Consider the following 26,036-nt stretch of genomic DNA (forward strand, 5'->3'; position numbering starts at 1 on the left):
ATAGTATATGACTTCAGATGCTAAAACGTGCATGTTTTTAATTACCTTATTACTGATATTCTTTCTATTATTTCTTTGAAAATTGGTGCAGCTGTAGCCGAACCCGAGCCGCCATGTTCTACAAATACAGACATTACTAATTCTGGTGCATCAGCCGGGTAATATCCAACGAACCATGCATGTGAAATTTGATTCTCAATTTCAGCGGTTCCGGTTTTTCCACCTACTCGACGATTATTTTGCGGATTAGCACTTTCACCCGTACCATATTCAGTAGCAGCCTCCAAAGATTCCCTCACTTTTTTGGCTGTTTCTGCAGACAGTATTCTTTCAGGTTTTTCATCTGAAAGCTTAAATACTGGTGTATTCCCGTCTTGGTCTATTACCTCTTTTATCAATATTGGCTTCTTAGTAACCCCATCATTAACAATTGTTAAAATAATTTGTGCTGCTTGAATTGGTGTAATACCAATAGCTCCTTGTCCGATTGATAAATTTCCTAAGTCCTGGCAAAAGACTTCATCTTTAGATGGTAAATTACCTTCTTTTTCTTCCGGTAAACCAATAAGAGTCTTTTCGCCCAAACCAAATAAGCTTGCATATTCGAGAATCTTATCTTTTCCCAGTCTAATACCCAATTGAATAAAAACCGAATTACATGAAAAAGCTAAGGCATCTTTTAAAGTTAGTTCTCCATGACCACCGCGTTCATAACTTGAACATTTGAAAATATTATCTCCAACTTTTTCAAATCCTGAGCAGTAAAATACTTCATTTAATTGTGTTAGTTTTTCTTCAAGAGCAGCCGATAAAATTACTATCTTAAAAATTGAACCAGGAGCATAACTTTCAACTGCTCGATTAATCAATGGTGCATTTTCTTGATTTAAATACTGTTCTAATTGAAACTGCTTATAATTAGGTCTGCTTGCCATAGCCAGAATTTCTCCGGACTTCGGTTCAATTACTACAACTGCTCCACTTTCTATACTTTTATCCATAACATCTTCAACTATTTTTTGAAGATCTTTGTCTATAGTTAATTTCACGCCCCAAGTTTTAGCCACTTGTTCGTTTAAAGCAAGACCAGCAATAGGCTGTCCTAAACCATCGTTATATACATACCTACTTTCTATATTACTACTTAAAAAGCTGTCAAAGGTTTTTTCAATTCCGGTTTCACCTTCAAAACCTACCACATGAGTAGCTAAAGCCGTTGGCCCATATCGAATATTTTTATTATAAATAAATATACCAGGTGTTTTATCTTTTAGATTATACAGCACTTCCTGATTTTCATGAGTAACGCTAATGTTTTTGGCATCATCATCGTCAATAGAATTCAAAATATTTTCTTTTACCAACAGTTGTTTTTCCGATAGTGTCAGCCAGTTTGGAGATATAATAGCATAGCTTGAAGAATAAGTTCCTGTTAGAGGTTTACCATTTCTATCAAAAATTTGTCCTCTAACTTTTTCTCCCACACCTGAGGTTTTTTGCAAAAAAGACTCATGAGTCAAAAAAGGGCCTCTCACAAGTTGAATATAAAAAAGTCTAAAAATTAGCATCATACAAATAACAGCAACTGAAAAAAACAAAATTAATATCCTATTGTTTTTTTTCATTTAAAATTCACCCAAAAGTATGATGCCCATACGATAGCTTTTTATGCTCAAAAATAAATCATCTATTACTTGTATTGAACTCTGTTTTGAGCTTTCAAATGTTCGGCATAAGTTCTGCTAAACACATGAGAACCATCTCCCTTAGCTACAAAATAAAGATAATCTACTTTTGCCGGATCGGCTGCCGCTAACAGGGATGAAAGCCCCGGCGCTCCAATCGGTCCAGGTGGCAAGCCTTCGTTTTTGTATGTGTTATATGGGGAATCTATCTCTAAATCATCAAGAGATAACCATTCTTTGTGTTCATCCAAAATAAACTCTATTGTTGCACAGGACTGCAAAGGCATCCCTTTTTTTAGTCGATTATAGAAGACGCCTGCAATTATTGGTCTTTCACTTTCCAGTTTTGCCTCACCTTCTACAATGGAAGCCATGGTTACAATTTGGTATATATTAAAATCAATTTCGTTTTCTCTTACAATCGGATCTACTTTATTGAAATAAATATCTTCAAATCGCTTTAAAAATATATCAATATAAAACTCTGTATTTTTACCAGGCGGTAGAAAATATGTATCAGGGAAGAGGACTCCTTCTAAACTAGCATTTGAAGGAAAATCTTTCATGAAAAAATATTTTTCTTTGAATTTTTCTACCATAGCACAATTTGCAAATTCCTCTATATCATTAACCACACCTTTTTCATTTAAGATTCTAGCTATGTTTTTCAACGTGCTCCCCTCAGGTATTGTCACCTTAATGTCACTGTCGATAGTATCCCCTCTTACTAATTTGTCGAGAATTTGCTCTGCTGTCATTGATGGGCTTAAATAATATTTACCAGATTTTATTTTTATATCTTTCCCTTTTATTTTTGCATATAATCTAAAAGCGTTGTGATTTTTAATTATACCTATCTCCTGCATTTTTACCGCTAGATGGTCTGCAGTGGTACCACTACTGACTTCAACTTCGATAAAAACTTCATTTGCAACATTTTTAGGGTGCAGCATAACTTTAAACCATATTGCTAGGAAAGCTATAATTGATATCATTAAAATTAAAGTAATTAATATTATTTTCTTCTTATTATTTCTTATATATATTAATGCTTTGCTTTCATTCAATCGATAGTAGAGGTTTTTTATATTCAAAAAGCAACACCCCTTTTATTTATTTCTTCTCAAAAAATCCTTCAAGCTTGTCCGTTGTATTAAATAAAATAAGGGAATTCCAAATCCTGCTACAGATATCAGTTCACCAAAACCGATATATAAAGCCGTCATCCAATAGGGAACACTATAGATTTTTGATAAATAATATGCCACACCAAAAGCATTCAAAATAATCGGAGGCAAGGCACCTAAGATGGGGCCAGACATTTTGCCTGTTATATATGCTGCTATTAGTGTTATTAAGCTGCCTAAGCAAATATCCCATAAGCCTAAGCCCCCCAATATGTTAGCTAACAAACAACCTATAAAAAGGCCAGGAACAGCAGAAGATTCTAGAAGAGGTAATAATGTCAATGCTTCAGATACTCTGACCTGAATCGGACCATAGCTTATAGGTTTAAAAATATAGGTAGTTAAGGCATAAATAGCAGCTATAACTGCCGCTCTTGCTATATAAGCGGACCGATTATTAATTTCATCTTTCTTTATTTTACCTAATATATAGCCCGTCAATAAACCAATTATCAAGACAAGTATTGCAACCCACAGCATTCAAACACCTTCCTACATAATTTTTTTACCCTCTTGACTTAGTTTAACGTTACTATCAGCACTAGTCAATATTTCGCAGTTGACAGTTTGTGAATTTTACTATAAGATTATTTGTGAATAAAGTGTTTATTAAATATGTTCATTATCAGATTACCCGTTAAGGGGGAGTAGTCATATTTGATAAAGTCACCAGCACGGCTTTTGCCTGGCTTTATCGTTCAGTTTATCTGAAAGACAAGACCTTTAACATAATCGTATTGATTGTGTTGAAGGTCTTTTTGTGCTTGTAGCAATAAGACCATTAAAAGGTGGTGATTGGTTTCTAATAATTATTTTTTTTCTCCATATAATAATTACATAATTTCGAAGGAGGGTATTTATTGGAAAAAATTAACTGGTACTCCCTGGTAAAAGAAGATATATCTGGAAAATTAAATACAGATTTAAAAAATGGGCTTACCACTGATTTAGCTGAAAAACGATTGGAATCCATTGGATACAACGAACTAGTCGGCAAAAAAAGTGTAACTATTTGGCAAATGTTATTAGAACAATTTAAAGATTTTCTTGTTTTAATCCTCATAGGTGCCAGTTTTGTTTCAGCTATTATCGGAGAGGTAACTGATGCAGTTGTAATAATACTTATTGTAATTTTAAATGCAGTTTTAGGAGTTATTCAAGAGTTCAGAGCTAATAAGGCTTTGGAAGCTCTTAAAAAAATGGCGGCACCTGAAGCAAAGGTCATAAGAAATGGGAAAATAATGGAGATTCCATCTCGTGAGTTAGTCCCTGGTGACCTTGTGCTTTTAGAAGCAGGAAATTATGTTCCTGCTGATATTAGGCTTGTGGAAAGTATAAACTTAAAAATTGAAGAAGCATCTCTTACCGGCGAATCAGTCCCTGCAGAAAAAAATGCAGAAGTGGTATTGGGTGGAGAAGTACCTTTAGGTGATCGAAGCAACTCAGCTTTTATGGGTACGGTAGTAACCTATGGCAGAGGTAAGGGAATAGTTGTTGCTACGGGAATGAACACCGAAATAGGATTAATTGCTGAAATGCTTGAGTCTTATGAAGAGGGAGAAACACCTCTCCAGAAAAAACTAGATGAATTGGGGAAAATCCTCGGAATCGCAAGTTTAGCTATTTGCGGCATCGTTTTCCTATTAGGCATTTTTCGAGGAATTCCAATTTTAGAAATGTTTATGACATCAGTCAGTCTTGCAGTTGCAGCTATACCTGAAGGCCTTCCGGCTATAGTAACCATAGTGTTAGCACTTGGTATGCAGCGAATGGTTCAAAAACATGCAATTATAAAAAAGCTGCACGCAGTTGAGACACTTGGAAGCACCACCGTCATTTGTTCGGATAAAACAGGTACCCTAACTCAAAATGAAATGACAGCAAGAAAAATATTTGTAAACAATAAAGTATATTCAATTTCTGGAGAAGGCTATAAACCTCATGGTGACTTCTTAATTGGCGACTCAAAATGTGAACCCTTAGCAGATACTGATTTAAAAATGCTTCTAACGATTGGATTGTTGTGCAATGATGCAAAATTAGAAGAAAGCAGTTATGGCGACGAAAAGACATGGCGTATAATAGGAGATCCAACCGAAGGATGTCTAGTGGTTGCAGCAGCAAAAGCGGGTTTAGGCACCGACGAATTATGTAACAGCATGCCTCGACTGCAAGAAATACCGTTTGACTCAGAACGCAAACGCATGACTACTTTTCATCCATACGAACAAAAATATATGGCATTTACAAAGGGCGCACCTGATATTATGCTTAATTTATCAAGCAAAATATTTAAAAATGGCAAGGTTTTCGATATTAATGATGAAGATCGCAAACAAATTTTAGAGGTCAATCATAATATGGCTTCTCAAGCATTAAGAGTTCTAGCTTTTGCATTTAAACCAATGAATGATATCCCTGAAAAACCTGACCCTGTTGAGATTGAAAAAGACATGATTTTTGTCGGCCTTATCGGTATGATTGATCCTGCAAGACCTGAGGCAAAAGAGGCCATAAGAACATGTAAAGAGGCAGGTATTAGACCTGTAATGATAACCGGTGATTATAAAGATACCGCTGAGGCTATCGCTCGAGAGTTAGGTATGATTAATGAAAATTCTAAGGCTCTTACCGGAACAGAGCTTGATATGATGGATGAGCAACAATTAGCTGCTGCCGCCAAAGAAGTTTCGGTTTATGCTCGAGTTTCACCTATCCACAAGCTAAGAATTGTAGATGCTATAAAGCAAAATGGTCATATTGTTGCGATGACCGGTGATGGTGTAAATGATGCTCCTGCTCTTAAAAAAGCTGATATCGGTATTGCAATGGGAATTACAGGAACTGATGTCGCAAAAGAAGCTGCTGATATGATTCTCACAGATGATAACTTTGCGAGCATTGTTTCTGCTGTAGAAGAAGGTAGAGTGATTTACTCAAATATACGTAAATTTATCTTTTTCCTCCTGTCATGCAATATTGCTGAGATACTAATCATCTTTGTGGCTATGTTGTTTGGTTTACCAGTGCCACTTAAGCCAATTCAGCTTCTATGGTTAAATTTATTAACTGATGCATTCCCCGCTTTGGCTTTGGGGATGGAAGCTAAAGAGCCTAATATTATGAAAAGGCCACCCAGAAATCCGAATGAACCAATACTCGATAAACAAATGAACTGGCAAATTGCCATTCAAAGTACTTTTATGACTATTGCAGTCCTGGGTGTCTTTGTATTCTCTTTAAACAATACTTCAAATTTGGAAATTGCACGGACCTATGCCTTTGCAACTTTAATTTTCAGTGAACTTCTAAGGGCTTATACATCTCGTTCGGAAACTTTATCAGTATTTAAAATAGGCTTTTTCAGTAATAAATTTATGGTAGGAGGAACTCTAGTGTCTTTCTTGCTACTGCTAGTTGTGCTATATGTACCAGCATTAAGAGAGATATTTGATACTGTGAAACTTTCTATTTATGACTGGGATGTTATAGTGCTCTTTGGTATAATGCCCTTCTTGGCTGCAGAAATAAGTAAAATGTTTTTGAAGACAAAATAAAGATGAGCCCAAATTGGGCTCATCTTTATTTTGTTTCTTTGCAATCCTTACAATATCCGAAGAACTTCACCATATGATCTAACACTGTAAAATCGTTACTTCTATAGATTTTTTCCTCTAATTCATCTAACAAATCATCATCAAACTCATAAACACTTCCACACTTAATACAAATCAAATGGTGATGCTGATGTCTCTGGTCTTCACTTAGTTCATACCTATAACATCCATCATTAAAATCCAATTTTTTAATAATATTAATATCATCAAATAATTGTAGGGTTCTATATATAGTAGCAAGACCTATATCAGGGAATTTATCCTTTACTAATTCATAAATATCTTCTGTGCTAAGATGTTTCGATTGATTCTCAATAAGCACATCAAGCGTAGCTCTTCTTTGGGGTGTAAGCTTACATTCTCTCTCTTTTAGCTTCTCTTCAATGAACCTCATCTTATATTTTTTTTCTTCATCTGTTAACAAAAACACCACTCCTGGCATCTATGCGTTTTTGTATATAAGTATATTGCAAATAATATTCATTGTCAAGAATTTAAAATTTTATAAATACAGCATCAGCAACATCTTTTATCTTTTTTATTTCATCCAATACATTTTCTGGAATTTCTTCATCAGTCCCTAATACCATTAGGGCTTCTCCTCTAAATGATTTACGCCCTAATTGCATATAGGCTATATTGATATCATTGCGCCCTAAAAGATTCCCTACTTCACCTACTATGCCAGGTCTATCTCGATGAAATGACATTAATGCATAGCCTTTTGGAATTAGGTCTATCTTATAATCATCAACAGCGATTATCCTCTGCTCATTTTTTTCAAAAACCGTTCCAGATACGCTGCCTACTCCTTTATCTGTAGTAATTTTTAAAATCACAGTACCTGGTGCATCCTGATCTTTACTTATCTTCTTTTCGATAATCTTAATGCCACGTTCCTTAGCTAAAAAATAAGCATTGACTAAGTTGGCTGGAATTTCTAAGATATTCGTTAAAATGCCTTTTATGCCTGCTGTAGTAATTGGCTTTACGTCAAATCTCGTAATCTTACCAGTATATATCATTTCAACTTCACTAATGCGGCCATTTTTTAGCTGAGTATAAAGTGAGCCCATTTTTTCGGCTAATTCTATAAAAGGTTTTATCTCATTGTATTCTTCAGGTCTAACAGTTATCATATTTACCGGATTTTTTACCATTTCTCCTTTTAATGCCCTGATTATATCCTTTGCTACATCTACTGCTACATTAACCTGAGCTTCTGCCGTAGAAGCACCAAGATGCGGCGTTGCAATTACATTGGGCAGATCAATAAGCGGACTTTCTAATGGCGGTTCATGCTCAAATACATCAAGAGCACAAGCAGCAACTTTGCCTGATACAAGTGCATCATAAAGGGCAGCTTCGTCAATTATACCTCCACGGGCACAATTAATGATTATAACTCCATCTTTCATCATGGCAATACGTTCTTTATCAATCATATGATAAGTTGTTTTTGTAAGAGGAACATGAAATGTTATAAAATCAGCTTCTTTAATTACTGTTTCCAAATCAGCTACTTTAATATGAATATTCTCCACGTGATCTTTTATTACATATGGATCATATGCCAAAACATTCATTCCTAAGCCGATTGCTTTAAAGGCCACATCTTTGCCAATTCGCCCTAAACCCACAACGCCAAGAGTTTTCCCTCGAAGCTCTACACCTACAAAACTTTTTCTATCCCATTTTTTATTTTTTAGGCTTGCTACTGCTGCCGGTATGTTTCTAGCTGCGGCCATTAGTAATGCCACGGTATGTTCACTTGCTGCTATAGTATTTCCTTCCGGAGCATTTACTACTAAAATACCTTTTCTAGTTGCAGAATCAACATCAATATTATCAACGCCAACACCTGCTCTGCCAATAACCTTTAAATTACTTTTATCTATGATGTTTTTCGTAACTTTTGTCGCACTTCGAACAACAAGTGCATCATAATCCTGAATTATTTCCATAAGTTGTTCTTCACTTAAGTTTGTCTTAACATCAACATCAAATTCCTGCTTTAAAATGTCAATACCTTCATGTGCAAGATCATCACTTACTAAAATCCGCATTTTTACCTTCTCCTTTTGCAAAAATCTTTTCGGCCGCACTTATACCAGCCCAAAATAAGTGTTCATCATTTATTGCCATTTCCAATCAGTTTTAAAATCCACTGCTTCTAAACAACTTATCGCATCCACTAAGACCAGTGCCGGATCATTTTACCACTCTCCCAAATATGTACAAATATGTAGTTAAAAATATAATAAAAAAACCGCCCAATGCAAGGGGCGGAATTTACCGCGTTGCCACCCTATTTCAGTTTCCCAAAATATGCAACCCTTTAGAAAATTTAACGGTTAAAACCGTTTGACTCTTCGCCAACGACTCCAAGGCGGAAATAAAGAGTTTTTACCGATTTGCACCAACCATCGGCTCTCTTGAAAAAAACATCTTTAACTTTCCTTTTCATAGTCTTTAACTGATTAAATTATAAGATATTATAAAGCAGGTTAACTATCCTGTCAAGTCTTTTAACAGTATTTATTCATCATATTCGTCAAAATCATCTTCATCATCATCAAGTTCGAACTCATCCACGCATAACGTTTCCCATGCATCCTTAACCATTTCGAATTCTTCGTCATCTTCCACTTCTGAAAGAACTTCCTCACCATTTTCGTCAGTGTCAATTCGGAAGATATATGCTTGTTCTTCGTCTTCATCTTCACTAATGGGAATTAAAATCGCATAGTCATTATCCTCAACGTTAATAACTCCTAATACCTCAAATACGGCTTCCTCACCATTTTCATCCAACAATGTTATAGTTTCTAACTCATCCATATATTTTTCAACTCCAATTCACTTTGAATTAAAATTATTTTATAGTAATTCTTATCTAGTGTCAACTACATATTTAGAATCCAAATAACTTTGAAGTATTAATACAGCTGCTAGTTTATCAATAACTCCTTTCCTTTTTTGACGTGAAACATCTGCTTCAATCAGAATTCTTTCCGCTGCTGCAGTAGTCAACCTCTCATCCCAAAATTCCAAATCTATACTTATAGCTTTTTGTAGTTTCATCGCATAATTCTCAACAGCTTCACTGCTAGGCCCTAGTGTACCGTTCATATTTTTAGGTAGCCCAACTACAACCTTTGTAACATTATAATCTGAAATAATCTGGCATATTCTATCTATGTCTTTATTTTTACCATCATTCTTTCTTTCTATTACATCTATCCCTTGAGCAGTTAAACCAAGTTCATCAGATATGGCAACACCTACTCTTTTTTCACCAACATCCAAACCTAAAATACGCATTAAAGTTTGCCCCTTTTAAAGGATTTTTATACAAAACTCAGGACAATATCCCGAACAATAACCACATAGTATGCAGGCATCAGGATTAACCATAGAATGGCCATTGACAATGTGCAGCGCATTATAAAGGCAATGCTTTACACATTCTCCACAACCTACACACCAATCTTCAATCAATAATTTTCTCTTCTCGTTGCTCAATCGTTTCTCTATATGTGAATCTACAGTTTTACCTTCAAAAATACTAATATTTGCAACAACTTCATCATTAGATTTCATACCAACTGCTACAGAATGTAAATACGGAAATGAAAGTATATAGGAAAATGCTCGTTCCTTATCGCCTATTAAATTTCCCCCACCTAATGCTTTCATTGCATATATACCTTTACCATTTTTATATGCTCTTTCTATGGCTTTTTCCATATCTTGCAAACTTCCGTCTTTTATGCCTATTCCCCGGAAATTTATTATGGGATGAATAACTTCGATTTCTTCGATATCGGCTGCAGCATTTACCACTTCTACTGTATGTGTTGAAACACCAATCGCCTTTATCAATCCCTTTGCCCGAGCATCCACCAAATATTCCAAAGCTTCTCTATGACCTTTTAGTGTCAGCCTCGTTTCTTGCTCATGAAGCATGAATATATCTATAACATCTTTGCCGGTTTCCTTTCTGGCTTTTTCTACACTTTTCTTCATCCCTTCATAGGTATAGGCATAAGATTTTGTGGATATAATAAAGTCTTTTTTTGACCTAGTAAGTGCTTTATTTATGTAACGATAGTTCTGATAGAATTCGGCTGTATCTATAAAATTAACACCCATATCCATAGCCGAAAGTATAATATCAGCTCCATCGTCAACTGGTAAGCCAGCTTGAAGAGGACTTATTGTCAAACTGCCAAAACACAAGCGAGATACTTTTAAATCTGTATCTCCTAGATTTATATATTCCATGTTTCTCTAACCTCTTTACAAAGACAAAATAACATAACATAATCTTATTCATATTCTGAATGCACTTTTATACTGCTAAAATGATAGTGTAAAAAATCAAATACCAATTCTGAAATTCAATTGCTAGAAAATCAAGACCTTATTTTTGAGTCAGTTAGCTTTTGTATTTTTTTGAAGAAAATATCGGCAGGCAGTACCCTCTTTGAATCAACGGCATTACCTGTCGATTTTAAAGTCTAAAACAGTTATTTAGTTTCAATATAGCTTTTTAATAATTCTTCTAGTAATTCATCCCGTTCAAGTTTCCTAATAAGGTTTCTAGCATTATTATGACTAGTAATATATGCTGGATCGCCGGATAAAAGGTAGCCTACAATTTGGTTTATTGGATTATATCCTTTTTCTTCTAATGCTTTGCAAACCTCTTTTAGAATTGTTTGAACATCAATATCGATTTCCTTATCTACTTTAAATTTAACAGTTTCATCCATTTTTTGCCCCACAAAATCTCCCTCCATTTGCTTTTGTACTAAATGTTCATTATAATTTTTGAAACAGATGACAAAGCCTCATCAATTTTGGCTGGAATTTTGCCGCCTGCCTGAGCAAAATCCGGCCTGCCACCACCACTTCCGCCTGCTATTTGAGCTATATTTTTTATTATCTTTCCAGCATGATAACCTTTTTTAGTTAAATCATCTGTTACAGCAACTACAAATAATACCTTGTCATCATTGCAGCTTCCTAAAGCCACAATACCCGTTTTAATCTTTTGCCGCAACATGTCACTCATTTTCCGAAGATCATCGATATCTTTAGACTCTGTTTTAGCAGAAATTACATTAATATTGTTTACGCATTCTGCTTTTTTTAATATTTCTGCAACCTCAGAATTTATAGCCTGCTGCTTTAATGAGTCTATTTCTCTTGCTTGCAATCTAATTTTTTCCTGCAGTTCTTGAATCTTTTGAGTAATCTCATTTGGATACGCCTTAAGCAGTTGTGCCGTTTCATTTAAAATCTCCAAGTTATCATATAAATACTGCATTAAATTAAGGCCACAAACTGCTTCAATGCGTCTAAGACCAGAACCAATGCTATTTTCAGAAATAATCTTAAAAAGTCCTATTTCTGATGAGAAATTTACATGAGTCCCACCACACAGTTCCTTGCTATAATCCCCAAAGCATACAACGCGAACACGTTCTTGATATTTCTCACCAAATAGTGCTACAGCCCCTTGCTCTTGAGCATCATGAAGTGTTGTCCAATATATATTCGCTGGCAGATTTTTCAATATGGCATTATTTACCTTCATTTCTACTTGTAATATTTCATCAGTCGTAAGGCCTGAGAAATGCGAAAAATCAAATCTTAATCTATGTTCATCAACTAATGAACCAGCTTGATTAACATGCTCCCCTAAAACCTCTTTTAGTGCTTTATGCAAAAGGTGTGTAGCACTATGATTTCTGGAAATGCTTTGCCGCCTTTCCGCATCAATTCTGGCTAACACTGTATCACCAACATTAATATTGCCCTTTTCTATTTTCCCTATGTGATAAATTTTCCCATCAGGCGTTTTATGAGTTTCCGACACTCTAAACAAAAAATCTTTTCCCTCAATTATACCCGTATCTCCCACTTGCCCACCTGATTCAGCATAAAATGGAGTTTTGTCAAGCACCAATATAATATCCTTCACTTTATCATTACAGGTTTTTACCGGTTCATCACCTGACAAAATAAATTGCACACTACCACTTGATTCAAAAGTATCGTATCCTACAAAAATCGAAGATGGAAGAGGTGCTAAGATTTTAAAGAGTTCATCAACTTCATACATTTCTTTGCGTGCTGCTTTAGCTTTTTCCCGCTGCTTAGACATAAGTTGTTCAAAAGTCTTAACGTCCACCGACATGCCATTTTCTTCAGCTATATCACAAGTTAAATCGATCGGAAAACCATAGGTGTCATAAAGCATAAAAGCTGTGCGACCAGGTATTTCCTTTTTATTTTCCTTTGATAATATTTCTATATTTTCATATAAAATTTTGAGACCATCGCTTAGTGTTTCGAGAAATCTTTCCTCCTCAGATTTTACTATTTTTTGTATATATGTTATATTCTTTTCAAGTTCAGGATAAGCATCTTTCATTAGTGAAACAACCTGTGGAACTATTTTATATAAAAAAGGCTCATTTAAGTTCAACTCTTTGCCATAACGAGCTGCCCTTCGTATAATTCGCCTTAAAACATAATTTCTTCCTTCATTTCCAGGCAGTACACCATCAGAAATCAAAAAGGTAATAGCTCTAGAATGATCAGCAATGACTCTGAAAGGAAGACCTTCTTCATCTTCTTTATATTTTTTACCAGTCATGTTTTCTAAAAAAGCTATTATGGGCCTTAAGAGATCCGTATCATAATTACTATATACACCTTGCATTACGGTCGCAATACGTTCAAGACCCATACCCGTGTCTATACTGGGTTTGGGCAATGGTGTCATAGTTCCGTTTTCATCTCTGCTGTATTGCATAAAAACCAGATTCCATAATTCACGCCATCTATCACAATCACATTTGCCTAATGCACATTCTGTTGCATTACAGCTATGCTCTTCGCCACGATCAATATATATTTCGCTGCAGGGGCCACATGGTCCCGTATCACCCATACTCCAAAAATTATCCTTTTCACCTAGTCGGACAATTCTATCTGCCGGAATATAAGCTTGCCACAATTCAAAAGCTTCTTCATCTTCCTCAAAAACACTGACCCATAGCTGTTCTTTCGGCAGTTTTAACACATCAGTTAGAAATTCCCATGCATATTCTATTGCTTCTTTTTTAAAATAATCACCAAAAGAAAAATTACCTAACATCTCAAAGAATGTATGATGTCGAGCTGTTTTCCCCACACTCTCCAAATCGTTGTGCTTGCCTCCTGCCCTAACACATTTTTGGCAAGTAACCGCTCGAGAATAAGGAAGGCTTTTAAGACCTAGAAAAACATCTTTAAACTGATTCATACCTGCATTAGTAAATAAAAGCGTAGGATCATTTTGTGGTATCAAAGAAGAACTGTCAACCCTTGTATGACCTTTGCTTTCAAAGTAACTTAAAAATTTTTCTCTAATTTCATGACTGGTCATCATTTTAACACCCTCCGAAATCAAACAAAATCATTATTTCCCCAATTTCTATTACTGCTGGGATTATATAAAAGATATAGTCCATTGTCAATATTTACCTCTTATCATTTGGAAATTCTTATAATGCGAGGAGAATATTTGTTTTCAATTTCCTTGCGTTTAGTAAAAAAATGTATGCTGCCAAAGCTAATAATCATTAACACTAAGCCAATCAAAATTGCGAAAGGTTCAGTTGAATTTATGTTTAATAATCCCGATACTTTATATCCTAAACCTATGCCTACTAAAAATGATAAAAGAGGGATTGCATATACTATTAAAGTAGCTGATAAAAATGTCGATGCACCGAGCTCTACCTCAACAACTTGGCCTACTTTTGCATTAACGCAATTTTTCGCCCAAACTCTTATTGGTTTTCCTTCTTTACCCACAGAACAGCCCCTACAACCCTTACAAGAAGAATTTGGTCTTATTTCTATTTGCGCATGATTTTTTTTATTTGCCACTACAATAGCTTTCTCCCTCATTTTTTTCCTCCATAAATAATAAAAAATTTAAGAGTTCAATTTATTTGACTTCTATCTTTGGAAATATTCAAATAAACAAATCTTGTTTCCGAAATATGAGCAATCGCGTTCATGCTCATAGAATTACCTAATATATCTTATGGGAGTATGGACATATTATATAATATTGCTACAGCTCGGTCAATTTCTTATCAACTTACAGACTACTTCACCAGCAAGCATTAATCCCATTACTGAAGGAACAAATGAAATGCTACCTGGGGGATAATGCTGTTTTAAAGGAATTTCAGTAGAAAATACAACTTGTAATCCTTTTTTTATGCCAAGCTTTCGAAGTTCTTTTCTGACCTTTCTAGCCATAGGACAAACAGAAGTTTCTGATATGTCTGCCACTTTAAATTTAGTAGGGTCTAATTTATTTCCTGCTCCCATAGCTGAAATAATCGGAACGCCTAGTTCTATACAATTTACAATAAGACTTATTTTAGATCTCAAGCTATCTATAGCGTCTACTACATAATCAAAATTACCGCTTAAAATATCCGGAGCGGTATTTTCAGAATAGTATTCTCTTATTCCAGTTACCTTTGCACGAGGATTAATATCTAGAATCCTATTTTTCATCACATCAACTTTATGTAAACCGACAGTAGAACAAGTAGCATGAATTTGACGATTTATGTTAGAAAGAGAAATTATATCATGGTCAACGAGAATGAGTTCACCTATTCCTGCTCGCGCAAGAGCTTCTGCCGTAAAAGATCCGACTCCACCAAGACCTATCACGGCAACTTTGGCATTTTTTAATTTTTCTATACCGTCTTTGCCCACGAGGATTTCTGTTCTGGAAAAAAAATTCTCTTTCACTAAAATCTCTCCAAAATCAAATAAATAAAAACGAACCCCACCATGCCGTGTTTACTGACCGTAAATAGAGACCCGGCTTCCCAGGTGGGTGTCCTCCTGAATACATTATATTTCCCTTCTTTAGAAAGGGCATATATGCAGCATACAGAGACCGGACTCCCTATATTAGAGTGTTGGCTCTTTACTAAGCCAGTTTACACGCACACAGCAGGGTATATTTATTTTCTAAAATTATATTATCACAAAACTTACTATTTATCAAGGTTTCGCCATAATTAAGCCATGCCAATTTATGTTGATACGTTATATTTTTACCTGAACGTGTAGCTCTTTCAGCTGTTTTGCATCAACCTCACTAGGCGCATCAGTCATCGGGCAAGAGGCGTTTTGTGTCTTGGGAAAAGCTATGCAATCCCTTATGCTGTCAAGTCCCAAGAGTAACATAACCATACGATCAAGCCCATAAGCTATACCTCCGTGAGGTGGTGTCCCATACTCAAAAGCCTTGAGCAGAAAGCCAAAATTATTCCAGGCTCTTTCTTTAGAGAAACCAAGGGTTTCAAACATTTTTTCCTGTAGGGCTGTATCATGGATTCTTATACTTCCGCCCCCTAGTTCAGTACCATTTAAAACAATGTCATAAGCTTTTGCCCTAACTCGTGAAGGTTCTTTGTCAAGTAAAGGAATATCTTCCTCCATTGGCGAAGTAAATGGATGATGCTTTGCTACAAACCTCTTTTCTTCCTCATTATATTCTAGTAGGGGAAACTCAGTAATCCATAAGAAGTTAAGCTTATTTTTATCTATCAAGTTTAATACCTTCGCCAAGTAAATCCTAAGGCTGCCTAGAGAAGTCATCACTAGCTCGGCATTGCTGTCGGCTATAAATACTATTAAATCGCCTACTTCACAATCAAATTTATCCTTAATTTCTTTGATAGTTTGTTCGTCAAAAAATTTAGTTATAGGAGACTTTATGCCTTCTGATGTAACATTCATCCAGGCAAGGCCCTTTGCTCCAAATTCTTTTGCCTTCTCTACCAACTCATCAATCTGTCTACGGCTAAAAACTTCTCCTCCATTTTTAATATTTATGCCCTTGACTCTTCCGCCATTTTTAATTGCATCACTAAACACTTTAAAGCTACTGCTACCGACTATATTGGATATATCGACCATCTCCATGCCAAATCTGGTATCAGGCTTGTCTGAACCATATTTTTCCATGGCTTGCTCATAAGTCATCCTGGCAAATGGTATTTCTACTTTTATTCCAGTAACCTTTTCTACTACATATTTTATTAACTTTTCATTTAATGAAATCATGTCATCAACATCTACGAAAGACATTTCCATATCAAGCTGTGTAAACTCAGGCTGCCTGTCTGCTCTCAAATCTTCATCCCTGAAGCATCGTGCAATTTGATAATATCGCTCCATACCAGCTACCATCAATATTTGCTTAAATAACTGAGGTGACTGAGGTAGTGCATAAAATTTACCTGGGTTTAACCTGCTGGGAACTAAGTAATCTCGGGCACCCTCCGGAGTACTTTTTGTAAGGATAGGAGTTTCCACCTCTACAAACCCGTTTTCATCCAAAAAATCTCTTATAGCCTTATTAATCTTGCTGCGAAAAATCATATTATATTGCATACTGGGTCTTCTTAAATCAAGATATCGATATTTGAGCCTTACATTTTCATCGACTTTTATATTGTCTTCTATAGGAAAAGGTGGAGTTTTGGCTTTACTTAAAATATCTAATTCGTCTCCAATTACTTCAATGTATCCAGTGGGAATTTTCACATTTACATTTTCCTCAGGGCGCCTGCAGACTTTCCCCTTTACAGCTATAACATATTCACTTCTGATTTCATCAGCTTTCTTAAAAGCCTCTTTACGCTCAGGATTAAATACAACTTGAACAATACCGCTGCGATCTCTTAAATCCACAAAAATTAAACCGCCTAAGTCGCGACGAGTTTGGACCCAGCCTGAAAGGCATACTTCCTCTCCTTCATGCTCCTTAGTCAAATCACCGCAATAATAATTTCTTTTAATCTTTTTTTCCACAATGAACAACCCCTTTTAGTTATTGACTTTTAAATCAGTTTAAATTATTTCATAAGAGTTCATATAAAATTTCCAAGGCAAAGGCCTTCTTTGTTGTTTAAATCATTTACCATAAAACAGCATTACAATTTTTGCTTATAAAAAAACTCCCATCACTGATAATAATAAATAATATCAGGGACGAGAGTCTTCCCGCGGTGCCACCCTGTTTGGAAAATCCCACTTTAAAATTTTAACGCATAAAACGTAAATCCCTACTTATATTCGAGATTTAAGCTCCGGGGTGTTATGTTGGTAGACATATACTTATCTAAAAGAGCTCTCAATCTTGGCCCTTTCTCCCTGTTGAATGGAATATATGCCATTTCCCCATCTTTGCTTTTATTGATATCTTTTTTAACAATTATAAATAAATTACTGTTGTATGTCAATGCTATTGCCGGACTAAAATTCACAAATTCATAACAAATTTCACATGAAATTAATAAATTAAATGTTTATAATTATAATAGAGTATAAAATAATTCAGAATGGAGGTTGGTTATGATGAATCTTAATAAAAAGAAATATCTTGTTGCAGTATTAATAGGTCTTGCTGTAGGAATTGCCTTGGTAACGGGAGGTATTTTAGCCTATAATTCCATCTATCCGGGGACTTCAGCTCATGCCGATATAGAAGGAAACACTCAGGTAAATCTAACTTCTACTGCTTTACCGACAAATATACCTGAAATCGTTGAAAAAGTTAGCGATGCAATAGTATATATTGAAACCACAGTAGAAAGTCAAAATTATTCAGACCCATTTTTTAATGATCCATTTTTTAGATATTTTTTTGGAGACAGTTTCAGCTTTCGCACAACTCCAAAAATTAGTAAAGGTTTAGGTAGTGGTTTTATTATAAACTCTGAAGGATATATTCTAACTAATGAACATGTTATAAGTGGAGCAAAAGAAATCACCGTCACTGTAAAAGGATTTCAGGAACCCTTTACAGCAACTGTCGTAGGAAAAGATGCTAATATGGATTTAGCTGTGCTAAAGATTAATTCTTCAAAAAAACTACCACATATAGAATTAGGGGATTCCGACAGTGCACGGGTAGGGGAATGGGTTATTGCAATAGGAAATCCTTATCGACTTGACCACACAGTAACCGTCGGAGTAATCAGCGCCAAGGAAAGACCTATTACTATCGCAGATCAAAATACAGGCAACACAAGGGTTTATAATAACTTGATACAAACAGACGCCGCCATAAACCCGGGTAACAGTGGTGGCCCGCTTATATCGCTTGACGGAAAAGTTATAGGAATAAATACCGCAGTTAATGCTCAGGCTCAAGGTATTGGCTTTGCAATACCAATAAATAGCGTCAAAGAAGTCTTGGATGAGCTAATAAAAAGCGGTTCAATCACTCGACCTTATATAGGAGTAGCACTTCAGGATATGACCAAAGATTTGGCAGAATATTTCAAGCTTGAGGAACCAAATGGTGCTATCATAGCCGATGTCGTTTCTAACAGTCCAGCAGCAAAAGCTGGCCTTATGCGCGGTGATGTCATTTTAAAAATCAATGATACTACCATAAAAAATTCTAATGATGTCAGTGCAATAATAAGCAAAGCTAAAATAAATGAAAAATTGGTAATGCTTATATTGCGAAACGGTCAAACTAAATTTGTTACCGTTGTAGTTGAAAAACGACCAGAATAGTAATTATTACTTTGTATATTTTTCAACCCCGGCTTTCGATGCAAGTATTATTAGCCGGGGTTTTTTAAGTATTAAAGCTTTCTTCATTAATCCACCTGCGCTTGATACTTCTTACTGTATCTAAGTCAGTATTTGCATATTGGGCTATATCTTCATCTGTTATATCATCTTGGCTAAAAAGATCGAGTATATCAGCATAATTTTCTCTAAAATTAAATATTTCATTAGCATTCCGTATTTTTTTCTTTGCCATACAATCCCTCCCTAATATACTCTTAGTTTTCCCTATATACATTAAAATATGTTTAGATAAAATCGTATATATAATATATCTATGATTATATTATAATAAAATTTCAGCTATTACATAGAAAGGGATTTATTTTTTTCTCAATACTGAGAGTTGAAGGTTCTCCGTGACCTGGTAATATTGATATGTTATCACCCAATGGTAATAATTTCTCTCTTATTGAGTTTATAAGTTCGTCATATGAACCTCCTGGAAAGTCCGTTCTTCCTACCGAACCTGCAAATAGAGTATCTCCGGTAAATACAATATTACCGACTTTTATTGATATACCTCCAGGAGTATGGCCGGGGGTATGGATTATTTCTAAAACTAAGTCTCCAACTTCAAACTTTTCATTACCTTTTAGTATTATGTCTGGCGGAGGTTGTATAAAACCCTCGCCAAAGTATATAGAAAGATTGTCTTTAGGCGAAAGAAGCATTGGAGCATCTTGCTCATGAATTGCTATTTTTGCATCAGTTGCATTTTTTACTTCTTTTAATGCAGAAATATGGTCACTATGACCATGTGTTAAAAAAATATATTTCACAATAAGATGTTCTTTTGTTATTATCTTTATAATCTCATCAGCATCTCCGCCCGGATCAATAATAGCTGCATTTTTATTTTTTTCATCGGCAATAATATAACAATTAGCAGCTAAAGCTCCAACCTGTAAGCGTTTTAAAAACATAGCATACCTCCTAAAACTGTTTATCGCTATCAATCAATATTGTAACAGGACCATCATTTAGTACATTTACCAGCATTTCCGCTTGAAATTGACCCTCTTCCACTGTCTTAACCTTTTTTTTACAAGCTTCAATTAAAGCTTTATAGAGCTTTTGAGCTTCTTTTGGCTGTGCTGCCTTAGAAAAACTTGGCCTGCGTCCTTTTCTGACATCTCCTAAAAGAGTAAACTGAGATACGATGAGTATTGCAGCATCGATATCTTGAACAGATTTATTCATTTTCCCTTCTTCATCTTCAAAAATTCTCAGCCCAACGATTTTTTCCGCTAAATAATCAACATCTTCCATAGTATCGCCCTCAGCAACACCTAAAAAAACCACAATACCATTATCTATTTTTGAAATATCTTTTCCCTGTACAGAAACAGAAGCCTTCTTTACTCTTTGAACTACTGCTCTCATAAAATCCTCCTTATTGGTTCATAACCCTTCGTATATTATATATTCCGTTAATCTTTTTTATCTTTTGCATTACATTTTCTAAATGCTGTTTATTATTAATCTCTAAAATTAAATCTATAATAGCTACACCATCTTTAGTAGTACGGGCATTAATAGCATCAATATTAGTTTTCATATCACCAACTAAATTTATCACCTCAGAAAGTATACCCGGCCTGTCATAGGCCGAAGCTTGTATCTCAACAGGATATGAGGTTTCGTCAAATCCTTCCCATTTGACATCTACAAGCCTTTCCTTGTCAAAAACACCTCTGCTGACATTTTTACAGTCCTGCCTATGAATCGATACACCACGGCCTCGGGTAATATATCCAACGATTTTATCTCCTGGAACTGGATTACAGCATCGGGAAAATTTTACTAAAAGATTATCTATACCATCTATTTTTATACCATGATCGATTTTCTTTTTTGTCTTAAGTTTGGTATTAGATTTCTCTATTAATATCTCTGGCTTATTTAGTTTAACGCTTTTCTTGTATTCATCAAGAATCTTTTGAAGTATTTGTTTTGTCGTAACGGCCCCATAGCCAATAGCAGCAAACATGTCATCAATATTTGCAAAGCTCATGCGTTTTAGTAAATTATTCATAAAGTCAAATTTAATTAGTTGGTAAATATCATAGCCCTGTCTATGAGCTTCTTTTTCTAGCATTTCTTTTCCACGTGCTATATTTTCATCGCGTCGTTCCTTCTTAAACCATTGCCGAATTTTATTCTTTGCTTGAGGTGATTTTACTATATTCAACCAGTCACGGCTCGGTCCGTTGCTGTGACCCGAAGTCACAATTTCTACTATATCACCATTAGCCAGTTTATAATCCAATGGAACCATTTTACCATTCACCTTGGCTCCAATACATCTATTTCCAACATCTGTATGAATTCTGTACGCAAAATCAATAGGACAAGACCCCATCGGCAAATCTATTACATCACCTTTGGGTGTAAATACATAAACTTCATCAGTAAAAAGATCAATTTTTAAATTCTCCATGAAGTCTTTCGCATCACGCAGTTCTCGCTGCCAATCGAGAATCTCTCTTAACCATGAAAGCTTTTGTTCAAATTCATTACTATTCTTGTCCCCTTCTTTGTATCTCCAATGAGCGGCAATTCCATACTCTGCAGTTTTATGCATTTCATATGTTCTTATTTGTATTTCTAGGGGATCTCCAGAAGAATCAATCACAGTTGTATGAAGCGATTGATACATATTTGGCTTAGGCATAGCAATATAATCCTTAAATCTACCGGGAATGGGTTTCCATAAAGTATGGACAACCCCCAAAGCACCATAGCAGTCTTTAACAGTATTTACGATTACTCTAACAGCCGTTAAATCATAAATTTGTTCAAAGGTTTTATTTTGGTCCTTCATTTTTTTATATATACTGTAAAAATGCTTAGGCCTTCCTTGTATCTCAGCATTAATTCCTGCAGCTGATAAACGCTCTTTAAGGATTCCAATCATTTTATTTATGTGATTTTCTCTTTCCTGCCTCTTTTTTGCAACTTTTTCAACTAGGTCATAATAATGCTCTGGTTCAAGATACCTAAATGCTAGATCTTCTAGTTCCCATTTTATTTTAGATATTCCTAAGCGATGAGCAAGCGGTGCAAAAATATCAATGGTTTCCATAGCCTTTTCACGCTGCTTTTCTTCAGGCATTGATTTTAAAGTCCTCATATTATGCAGCCTATCTGCTAATTTGATTAAAATAATACGAATATCTTTTGCCATGGCAAAAAACATTTTTCTAAGATTTTCAGCTTGCTGCTCTTCTTTTGTCTTAAACTCGAGTTTGCCTAATTTTGTTACACCATCCACTAAGATGGCAATTTCAGAGCCGAAATTTCTTTCAATATCTTCTATAGTATAATCCGTATCCTCTACCACATCATGTAACAGACTAGCAGCAATAGTGGGAATATCTAATTCTAAATCAGCCAAGATCATAGCTACACCCAGGGGGTGAGATATAAATAGTTCACCGGAAACCCTGTGCTGTCCACTGTGTGCTTCCTTTGCAAACAAATAAGCCTTTCTTACTAAGTCGAGGTCAGCCGATGGGCTATAAGATAAAATTTGCTTTTCCAATGAATCAAAATCCAAATCTTGCTCCCCCCTGCCTGTTTCAATATTTTATAAGTGAAAAGACATCATACTTGTTTAAGTTCTTTCTTCCGTTTATATCGGTTAATTCAATCAGAAAAATTGCTGCCGAAATTTCCCCTCCAAGTCTTTCCACAAGTTCTATGGTAGAAAAAATTGTTCCACCAGTAGCCAGCAAATCATCTGCTACAATAACTCTTTGACCCGGTTTTATTGCATCCTTATGCATTTCGATAATATCTACGCCGTATTCCAATTTATACTCAGCTTTTATGGTTTTCCCCGGCAGCTTGCCATTTTTTCTTGTTGGCACAAACCCCACACCTAATTCATATGCAAGCGGCGCCCCAATAATAAATCCACGAGCTTCTGGAGCAACTACTAAATCAACTTCCTTATGTCGAACAAGATCTGCCATGGATTTTATTACCTGCTTAAAAGCTTTTCCATCTTTTATTAGAGTCGTGATATCTTTGAAGCTAATTCCTTTTTGCGGAAAATCTTCAATCACCCTGATTTTTTCTTTCAAGTCCATTCAATTTCCTCCACATTCTTAAATAAATCTGATTGTAAAATTTGAAACTTATTATAAAATTCTACTACATTCTTTTTGAGTAGATAAAGGTGCAAATATGTCTTGGAACGTTCCAGCTGAAACTTTCTATTATGTTTTTCATGACTTAATATATGAAAAAAACCATCTTCCATATTAAGTTTAATGATACCTATTTCCTGAAATATTTTAAAAACATTTATCAAACTACGCATGTGCATATCTATTCCTGATTGTTTCTGCAATAAATTTCTAAATTCATTTATGTTTAGAGAACCTTTAAAAGTCCCTGAAGTCAATTTTCCAATCATTTGGTAAACAACTTTTAATTCATTAATACTTGGTAAAATCTGCTGACACACTAAGTAATTATAGCGTAAATCTTCTCGTTCGAAAAGTATATGCAACTTTGAATTTGGTGCTACTTCAGCTAATTGTTTTTTTAAAATATCAATACTAAAAGGTGTATCGTAAAGTACTATATTCTCAAAATTTTTATTATTGCATATGGCTAATGGATTGATTGCAATAACATTATAGTCATGACTCTCAGTAGGTGAATCTATGCAATAAGACACTTTGGCTTTGTTTATTAAATCACTATCTTCTCTAAGATACGTTAATAATTGCCATGCTTTATATGGAGTATTTATTGCTATCATTACTTTGCTTTTTGCTTTTAAAAGTGAATTTATATATCCTATCTTCGCTTGAATTCTCTTATTTTTTAAAACAAGCATATTATCTTCATTTATTAATTTATCTTCACTTGACATCCTAACACTTTTTTCATTTAAAGCATTTAAGCAGGAATAAAAATATTGATAATAATTATTTTCAACATCAACCAGCAATTCATCTCTAAAAAAGGGCACTTTTAAATCTTTTATGTTCAACTGTGGTTCGATAGAACCTCTCCACCGATTTACTTCTAGATAAAAAGCTGCGTCCATTATTGTTGCCATGTCTAAATCTTCCTTATAAAGGCCAAAGTTAAATCCTATGGCATCAATATTGCTTTCATGGCTTTTTAGACTTAATTTCAAGTGTTTATCCCCATTACCCACCGTCCTTAAGTTTTGAATATGTAAGTTTCTACACATAAATACCGGCTTAGGATTCCCGTATCCGAAAGGTTTCATAAGCTCTAGCTGCTCTGCCAGTTTTAAATTGATATCGCTCTGGTTTAATTCCAAATCTATGTCCAGCTTAGGGCTCCAGTCTCTTTGCGCAGTATCCTGCCCGAAAAGTTGATTTAATTCCCTTCGAAATGTACCAATATTTTCTACTTTGATGCTCAAACCAGCAGCTTGCTCATGGCCGCCAAACCTTATAAGTAGATGAGAGAACTTGCTTAACGCATTAAAGAGATTAAACCCTGAAATGCTTCTTCCAGAACCTCGACCCTCATCACCTTCTTCTGAGATAATAATACATGGCCTGCCATAGCTTTCTACCAGTTTTGAAGCCACTGTTCCAATAACTCCGGGATGCCAGTTGGCGCTAGAAATTACTATTATGTTTTCTATGTCTAGGTCAATTTCCTGTTCTATTACTGCTTTTGCTTCGTCTAATATTTTAGCTTCGAGAGTCTGCCTTTCCTGATTAATTCTTTCAAGAGTCGTAGCAAGTTCAAAAGCTCGCTCTGCATCTTCACATAGCAAAAGCTCTACAGCAATTTCCGGATTTGCTATTCTCCCGGCAGCATTTAATCTTGGTGCCAATAAATAGCTAATCTTTCCCGGCTCTATCGATATATCATTTAAGTTTAGCAGGTTCATCATCGCTTTAAGACCTAGGTTTTTTGTATTTCCTAAATCGTTAAGCCCATTTTTTACAATTATTCGGTTTTCATCTAACAGTGGAACAACATCTGCCACGGTACCAATAGCTGCCAATTCTAGTAGCTCTTTTTCAAAGTTTAAATCCTTACCCATCAAAGCATATGCAAGTTTCAATGCAACACCAACGCCTGCTAATTCTTTGAAAGGATAACTACAATCTTCTCTTTTGGGATCAACTATTGCAATAGCAGCCTGAGGCATTTTTTGCTGTGGCTCATGATGGTCAGTAATGATAACATCCAAGCCTAAACTAGAAGCATATTGCACTTCTTCACATGAACTGATGCCATTATCTACAGTTATAATTAGCTTCGTTCCTTGCTTATGTATTATATTTATAGCATCTTTATTAAGACCATAGCCTTCATCAAGCCTTGAAGGTATATAATAGTCAACCATTCCACCTAAATTTTTTAATAATTTCACAAGAACAGCACAGCTAGTTATTCCATCAGCATCATAATCACCATAAATTGTAACTTTTTGTTTTTTTGATAGGGCTTCTTTAATGCGTACAACAGCTTTATCCATATCTTTTAGCAGCATGGGATCATATAAGTTATCCAGTTTAGGATATATATATCTATGAATCTGCTCAGGTGTAACTATACCTCTTTTCCTGAGCAATTGCAGGATTACAGGGTGAATTTCGTCATAATTATCATTAACTTCTTGCGTTGACCCTACTTGCCATATATAGTTGCCATTAATCATTATATCCTCCAGTTTTGTAGCAAAAAATTTGAATAAATTTTATCTGTCTATACCAATTATACAATATATATAATTATAAACTAATCCTATTTTTATATCAACGAAAACAAAAGAGAGCATTGTAAAACTGCTTAAAAACTAGTTTTACAATACTCTTTTTTATGTTTACAAATCTAATGATTTAATA

General features: G+C 35.1%; 21 protein-coding genes, 1 other RNA gene and 1 other annotated feature. Of the genes, 2 read left to right on the top strand and 20 right to left on the bottom strand.

The window, feature by feature from the left end:
- Window positions 1–41: 41 nt before the first annotated feature.
- From BUC45_RS06740 to BUC45_RS06750, 3 genes are all read right to left on the bottom strand, one after another.
- Window positions 42–1,520: a penicillin-binding protein 2 gene (locus BUC45_RS06740; RefSeq protein WP_296971151.1), complete on the bottom strand. Its 1,479-nt coding sequence runs from the start codon at window positions 1,518–1,520 to the stop codon at window positions 42–44.
- A gap of 170 nt (window positions 1,521–1,690) precedes the next feature.
- Window positions 1,691–2,779, bottom strand: coding sequence for an endolytic transglycosylase MltG (gene mltG / locus BUC45_RS06745; protein ID WP_296971152.1), 1,089 nt, complete (start codon window positions 2,777–2,779; stop codon window positions 1,691–1,693).
- Window positions 2,780–2,794: 15 nt separating this feature from the next.
- Window positions 2,795–3,352 (bottom strand): QueT transporter family protein, encoded by a 558-nt coding sequence (locus BUC45_RS06750; RefSeq protein ID WP_296971153.1) that lies wholly within the window; start codon window positions 3,350–3,352, stop codon window positions 2,795–2,797.
- A 380-nt stretch (window positions 3,353–3,732) separates the two neighbouring features.
- On the opposite strand from BUC45_RS06750, the gene BUC45_RS06755 reads away from it, so the two are divergent.
- Window positions 3,733–6,429, top strand: coding sequence for a calcium-transporting P-type ATPase, PMR1-type (locus tag BUC45_RS06755; protein WP_296971154.1), 2,697 nt, complete (start codon window positions 3,733–3,735; stop codon window positions 6,427–6,429).
- Window positions 6,430–6,454: 25 nt separating this feature from the next.
- Here the strand turns inward: BUC45_RS06755 and BUC45_RS06760 are convergent, their stop codons facing one another.
- From BUC45_RS06760 to aspS, 11 genes are all read right to left on the bottom strand, one after another.
- Window positions 6,455–6,931 carry a Fur family transcriptional regulator gene (locus BUC45_RS06760; protein WP_296971155.1) on the bottom strand — a complete coding sequence of 159 codons (477 nt, stop codon included), beginning with the start codon at window positions 6,929–6,931 and terminating at the stop codon, window positions 6,455–6,457.
- Between the two features lie 52 nt (window positions 6,932–6,983).
- Window positions 6,984–8,555, bottom strand: a complete 1,572-nt coding sequence (serA, locus tag BUC45_RS06765; protein ID WP_296971156.1) for a phosphoglycerate dehydrogenase — start codon at window positions 8,553–8,555, stop codon at window positions 6,984–6,986.
- 212 nt (window positions 8,556–8,767) lie between these two features.
- Window positions 8,768–8,965, bottom strand: a binding site (T-box leader).
- 62 nt (window positions 8,966–9,027) lie between these two features.
- Window positions 9,028–9,330, bottom strand: coding sequence for a DUF1292 domain-containing protein (locus tag BUC45_RS06770; RefSeq protein WP_296971157.1), 303 nt, complete (start codon window positions 9,328–9,330; stop codon window positions 9,028–9,030).
- 51 nt (window positions 9,331–9,381) lie between these two features.
- Window positions 9,382–9,813: a Holliday junction resolvase RuvX gene (gene ruvX, locus BUC45_RS06775; RefSeq protein WP_296971158.1), complete on the bottom strand. Its 432-nt coding sequence runs from the start codon at window positions 9,811–9,813 to the stop codon at window positions 9,382–9,384.
- 15 nt (window positions 9,814–9,828) lie between these two features.
- Window positions 9,829–10,776 (bottom strand): aldo/keto reductase, encoded by a 948-nt coding sequence (locus BUC45_RS06780; protein WP_296971159.1) that lies wholly within the window; start codon window positions 10,774–10,776, stop codon window positions 9,829–9,831.
- Window positions 10,777–11,021: 245 nt separating this feature from the next.
- The gene (locus BUC45_RS06785) at window positions 11,022–11,279 is read right to left on the bottom strand and encodes an IreB family regulatory phosphoprotein (RefSeq protein WP_296971160.1); all 258 of its coding nucleotides are present in this window, start codon (window positions 11,277–11,279) and stop codon (window positions 11,022–11,024) included.
- A 26-nt stretch (window positions 11,280–11,305) separates the two neighbouring features.
- Window positions 11,306–13,936 (bottom strand): alanine--tRNA ligase, encoded by a 2,631-nt coding sequence (gene alaS, locus BUC45_RS06790; protein WP_296971161.1) that lies wholly within the window; start codon window positions 13,934–13,936, stop codon window positions 11,306–11,308.
- A 101-nt stretch (window positions 13,937–14,037) separates the two neighbouring features.
- Window positions 14,038–14,439, bottom strand: a complete 402-nt coding sequence (locus tag BUC45_RS06795; RefSeq protein WP_296971162.1) for a SoxR reducing system RseC family protein — start codon at window positions 14,437–14,439, stop codon at window positions 14,038–14,040.
- A gap of 201 nt (window positions 14,440–14,640) precedes the next feature.
- Window positions 14,641–15,327 (bottom strand): tRNA threonylcarbamoyladenosine dehydratase, encoded by a 687-nt coding sequence (locus tag BUC45_RS06800; protein WP_296971163.1) that lies wholly within the window; start codon window positions 15,325–15,327, stop codon window positions 14,641–14,643.
- Between the two features lie 30 nt (window positions 15,328–15,357).
- A non-coding RNA gene (gene ssrS / locus BUC45_RS06805) (6S RNA) lies at window positions 15,358–15,544 on the bottom strand.
- Window positions 15,545–15,630: 86 nt separating this feature from the next.
- A complete protein-coding gene (gene aspS, locus BUC45_RS06810; RefSeq protein WP_296971164.1) occupies window positions 15,631–17,403 on the bottom strand; it encodes an aspartate--tRNA ligase in 1,773 nt (590 codons plus the stop codon).
- 546 nt (window positions 17,404–17,949) lie between these two features.
- On the opposite strand from aspS, the gene BUC45_RS06815 reads away from it, so the two are divergent.
- On the top strand, window positions 17,950–19,119 hold the full coding sequence (locus tag BUC45_RS06815) for a trypsin-like peptidase domain-containing protein (protein ID WP_296971165.1): 1,170 nt from the start codon (window positions 17,950–17,952) through the stop codon (window positions 19,117–19,119).
- A gap of 64 nt (window positions 19,120–19,183) precedes the next feature.
- Here BUC45_RS06815 and BUC45_RS06820 read toward each other — a convergent pair whose 3' ends face one another.
- The 6 genes from BUC45_RS06820 to recJ form a co-directional block, all read right to left on the bottom strand.
- Window positions 19,184–19,372, bottom strand: a complete 189-nt coding sequence (locus tag BUC45_RS06820) for a hypothetical protein (RefSeq protein WP_296971166.1) — start codon at window positions 19,370–19,372, stop codon at window positions 19,184–19,186.
- Window positions 19,373–19,475: 103 nt separating this feature from the next.
- Window positions 19,476–20,102 carry an MBL fold metallo-hydrolase gene (locus BUC45_RS06825; RefSeq protein ID WP_296971167.1) on the bottom strand — a complete coding sequence of 209 codons (627 nt, stop codon included), beginning with the start codon at window positions 20,100–20,102 and terminating at the stop codon, window positions 19,476–19,478.
- 10 nt (window positions 20,103–20,112) lie between these two features.
- Complete coding sequence (dtd, locus tag BUC45_RS06830; RefSeq protein ID WP_296971168.1) at window positions 20,113–20,562, bottom strand: D-aminoacyl-tRNA deacylase; 450 nt, start codon at window positions 20,560–20,562, stop codon at window positions 20,113–20,115.
- Window positions 20,563–20,572: 10 nt separating this feature from the next.
- Complete coding sequence (locus BUC45_RS06835) at window positions 20,573–22,738, bottom strand: bifunctional (p)ppGpp synthetase/guanosine-3',5'-bis(diphosphate) 3'-pyrophosphohydrolase (RefSeq protein ID WP_296971169.1); 2,166 nt, start codon at window positions 22,736–22,738, stop codon at window positions 20,573–20,575.
- 22 nt (window positions 22,739–22,760) lie between these two features.
- Entirely contained in the window at window positions 22,761–23,273 is a 513-nt protein-coding gene (locus tag BUC45_RS06840; protein WP_296971171.1) for an adenine phosphoribosyltransferase, read from the bottom strand.
- Window positions 23,264–25,849, bottom strand: coding sequence for a single-stranded-DNA-specific exonuclease RecJ (recJ, locus tag BUC45_RS06845; protein WP_296971172.1), 2,586 nt, complete (start codon window positions 25,847–25,849; stop codon window positions 23,264–23,266). Before recJ ends, BUC45_RS06840 begins: the two co-directional genes overlap by 10 nt.
- Between the last annotated feature and the right edge of the window lie 187 nt (window positions 25,850–26,036).

The sequence above is a fragment of the Tepidanaerobacter sp. EBM-38 genome (assembly GCA_001896545.1).
Classification (GTDB): domain Bacteria; phylum Bacillota; class Thermosediminibacteria; order Thermosediminibacterales; family Tepidanaerobacteraceae; genus Tepidanaerobacter.

Excerpts from the sequence above, each read along its gene's own strand:
- BUC45_RS06750 (WP_296971153.1), bottom strand. The coding sequence starts at position 3,352 with ATGCTGTGGGTTGCAATACTTGTCTTGATAATTGGTTTATTGACGGGC.
- BUC45_RS06760 (WP_296971155.1), bottom strand. The coding sequence starts at position 6,931 with ATGCCAGGAGTGGTGTTTTTGTTAACAGATGAAGAAAAAAAATATAAG.
- serA (WP_296971156.1), bottom strand. The coding sequence starts at position 8,555 with ATGCGGATTTTAGTAAGTGATGATCTTGCACATGAAGGTATTGACATT.
- BUC45_RS06770 (WP_296971157.1), bottom strand. The coding sequence starts at position 9,330 with ATGGATGAGTTAGAAACTATAACATTGTTGGATGAAAATGGTGAGGAA.
- ruvX (WP_296971158.1), bottom strand. The coding sequence starts at position 9,813 with ATGCGTATTTTAGGTTTGGATGTTGGTGAAAAAAGAGTAGGTGTTGCC.
- BUC45_RS06780 (WP_296971159.1), bottom strand. The coding sequence starts at position 10,776 with ATGGAATATATAAATCTAGGAGATACAGATTTAAAAGTATCTCGCTTG.
- alaS (WP_296971161.1), bottom strand. The coding sequence starts at position 13,936 with ATGATGACCAGTCATGAAATTAGAGAAAAATTTTTAAGTTACTTTGAA.
- BUC45_RS06815 (WP_296971165.1), top strand. The coding sequence starts at position 17,950 with ATGAATCTTAATAAAAAGAAATATCTTGTTGCAGTATTAATAGGTCTT.
- BUC45_RS06820 (WP_296971166.1), bottom strand. The coding sequence starts at position 19,372 with ATGGCAAAGAAAAAAATACGGAATGCTAATGAAATATTTAATTTTAGA.
- BUC45_RS06825 (WP_296971167.1), bottom strand. The coding sequence starts at position 20,102 with ATGTTTTTAAAACGCTTACAGGTTGGAGCTTTAGCTGCTAATTGTTAT.
- dtd (WP_296971168.1), bottom strand. The coding sequence starts at position 20,562 with ATGAGAGCAGTAGTTCAAAGAGTAAAGAAGGCTTCTGTTTCTGTACAG.
- BUC45_RS06840 (WP_296971171.1), bottom strand. The coding sequence starts at position 23,273 with ATGGACTTGAAAGAAAAAATCAGGGTGATTGAAGATTTTCCGCAAAAA.
- recJ (WP_296971172.1), bottom strand. The coding sequence starts at position 25,849 with ATGATTAATGGCAACTATATATGGCAAGTAGGGTCAACGCAAGAAGTT.